Genomic DNA, 2596 nt, shown 5'->3' with positions numbered 1-2596 from the left:
TAATTACCTCTTTTCTCTATTGGATTTATTATATCTTATTAGCCACTACTGTTACAACGTTAGTATAGCACTTCATTTCTGTATATGTCCTCTGTTGTAGCATATCTCCCTCATAAATCGGATTTTTCAGAATGTCCTGTATCACCCCGTCCTGCCACTTTTCTGCACCCCGGATTGTCGGAATGCCTTTCTGGTTCAGTGCCTTTGCTATCACATACACTCCCATGCCGTTTAGGTAGGATTCATAAATCCACCTTACGGTTTCTGCCTCGGATTCTATGATGACTAAATTTCCATCCTCATCTTTTCCATAGCCATACGCTGGTGTGGATATGATATAGGTTCCATCCTGAAAGCGTTTCTGTATCGCCCAGCGGTTGTTGCTTGAGATGTTTTCTGATTCCCCCTGCGCCACCGATGCCAGGATGGTAATGAACAGCTCGCTTTTTTCTGACAGCGTGTTGATGTTCTCTTTTTCAAAGTAGATTCCAACGCCAATCTCCTTCAGCTTTCGGATGGTCTGGATGCACTCCACCGTATTTCTTGCAAATCTTGTGATGGATTTCGTAAGGATCAGGTCGATGTTCCCATCCTCACAGTCTGCGATCATCATCTGGAACTCATCCCTGTGCTTTACGTTTGTTCCGCTGATTCCTTCATCCGCATACACCCCTGCAAACTCCCACAGGGGGTTGCTCTCGATTTTTTCCGTATAGTACTCGACCTGTGCAGTATAGGAAGTTGCCTGTGCCTGACTGCCGGTACTGACTCTGGCATATCCGCACACTTTCAGCCTGCGTTCTTCCTGTGTATGTTTCTGCGCTTTTGCTGCCTTTATGACAGTCACTTTTTTTGCCATGCTTTTTTCTCCTTTCCCAGTATTTTCAAGGGTTTGCACTCCCTGTCAGCAACATACACTACCACATAGTCCTTTATATATCCAGTGTTATTACAGATATACTTTTGCTAATTCCGGGGAGAAAGTCTTGACATTCAAAACCCGGATTTTTTCCCATTCTTCCTCGGTTAACAGCTTATCTTCATGCATCCTTTTTAAGAGAAATTCGGCAATCTTATACCGCACCTCATTCGCTCCGCCTTCCATCATCTTTTCCCTTTTTCCTCCCGCAATTTAAGAACGTTAAATTCATTCTCCCAAGCCAAACACTTTTGCCCAGAAGAAACACCTTTACATCATCCCGATTTCAGCCATGGTTGCAGCCTCATCTTCTTCCCGGAAATACTGTTCCGATACATCCCTGCTGACTGAAAGCACCTCTCCCGCGTCCTTTTCTCCCATCTGGATCGGGATTAAGAACGGATGGATTTCCTTACAGAATTCCTGATTGGGACAGCTATTGATAAAATAGCCGCAGGTATCTAATATCAGCCTGTCACACATATCTGTGATGACGATCTTTTCGGCTTCAAACATGTGGCTGCCGATATAATTTGCGATATTTTCTGCCGTGGTCGAGATATAGTCCTCTTTCCGCTCCCCTCCATCACTCGGATAAAGATAGGCATATCCTGCCCTCTCCGTTTCAAAAATCCTTAACATCATTTCGGTATCTTCTTTCTTCATCTCCTGTTTTCCTCCATTCCCCATTTTTCAGCTTTTCTTAACTCCACAAGAATACGGCGGAAGTTCCCCTCCGCCGCATGGTTTCTGTAATTAAGTCTTACTGCCATAATCCTTCACTTCATAAATAAAAAGTGTCTGTCCCTATTCGTCACTACTCCCCGGAACCAAAACGCCGCCAAAACAGAGAAGAAAAAATCCCAAAGCCGGCATTTCATGGGCAGTCAGTCCAGACTGTCTTTGGTCCCTGCCACTCGGACAGGCAGACATCACAGGTATCTCACCTCCACCACTGCGTGCTGGCTAATCTCAAGGTGTATCATTATAGGCCATTCCCCTCTTCGCGCCTGTCCACCACAGACAGGCTGTACCCCGGCTTTCCCGCTCGGCTCCTTAGATGCGATCTTTTTCACAGCATGGCTGGCAGAAAGAACATCTGCCCGATTGCTGCAGGAGTGTCACTGCGCCCCGGTTACGGCTCATGAAACGGCTAACGTATCTGAACTGCTGGATATGGCTGGCAGGATATGGCGTGATTCCATCCTGCGCTCGGAGTCCTGTATTCCTATCCGGCATTTTTCAAGGTGCGTTTTGTCTGCCTGTGTCGTATCCACACACGAGACATGAGAGGAGTCCCGGAAGAGACCATCTGTCCAGAAAAAGTTCCTCTCATAAGGTACTCACAGAAAAACACGTTTTGAGGGGGTATTAATCAAAAAATTTTTTTATTTTCTTTACCGCACCGTTTATGCTCTCCCGGATGTTCTTCTCTCCAACCCCTTCTTTCGCTGCAATCTGCCGGTATGTCATGCCCTCAAAAAAATAAAAATGCAGCCGCTCTCTCTGCACCGGGGTGAGTGACTGCATTGCTTTCTGCAGGGTTTCTATTTCCATCTGCCGGATGACCGTATCCTCTACCGATTCCCCGGTCAGCTTGAAGTGCTATACTAACGTTGTAACAGTAGTGGCTAATAAGATATAATAAATCCAATAGAGAAAAGAGGTAATTATCAT

The 2596-nt window shown here is 45.8% G+C and carries 4 protein-coding genes; all 4 read right to left on the bottom strand.

The annotated features are described in order from the left end of the window. Positions 1 to 28: 28 nt before the first annotated feature. On the bottom strand, positions 29 to 859 hold the full coding sequence (locus GPK83_RS09455; RefSeq protein ID WP_252196303.1) for a recombinase family protein: 831 nt from the start codon (positions 857 to 859) through the stop codon (positions 29 to 31). 90 nt (positions 860 to 949) lie between these two features. Beyond that, positions 950 to 1105 carry an SHOCT domain-containing protein gene (locus GPK83_RS17345; protein ID WP_345941796.1) on the bottom strand — a complete coding sequence of 52 codons (156 nt, stop codon included), beginning with the start codon at positions 1103 to 1105 and terminating at the stop codon, positions 950 to 952. An 84-nt stretch (positions 1106 to 1189) separates the two neighbouring features. Beyond that, the gene (locus GPK83_RS09450; RefSeq protein WP_015522049.1) at positions 1190 to 1585 is read right to left on the bottom strand and encodes a hypothetical protein; all 396 of its coding nucleotides are present in this window, start codon (positions 1583 to 1585) and stop codon (positions 1190 to 1192) included. 811 nt (positions 1586 to 2396) lie between these two features. Further along, the coding region (locus GPK83_RS16880; RefSeq protein ID WP_252196305.1) for a hypothetical protein at positions 2397 to 2596 on the bottom strand (200 nt) is incomplete at its 5' end.

Origin of the sequence: Clostridium sp. MCC328 (genome assembly GCF_018785465.1) — a bacterium.
Classification (GTDB): domain Bacteria; phylum Bacillota; class Clostridia; order Lachnospirales; family Lachnospiraceae; genus Pilosibacter; species Pilosibacter fragilis.
This window is presented reverse-complemented; position numbering and strand designations above follow the sequence as displayed.

Bases quoted from the DNA above. Each gene is read 5' to 3' on its own strand.
- GPK83_RS09455 (WP_252196303.1), bottom strand. From the start codon at position 859: ATGGCAAAAAAAGTGACTGTCATAAAGGCAGCAAAAGCGCAGAAACAT.
- GPK83_RS09450 (WP_015522049.1), bottom strand. From the start codon at position 1,585: ATGAAGAAAGAAGATACCGAAATGATGTTAAGGATTTTTGAAACGGAG.
- GPK83_RS17345 (WP_345941796.1), bottom strand. From the start codon at position 1,105: ATGGAAGGCGGAGCGAATGAGGTGCGGTATAAGATTGCCGAATTTCTC.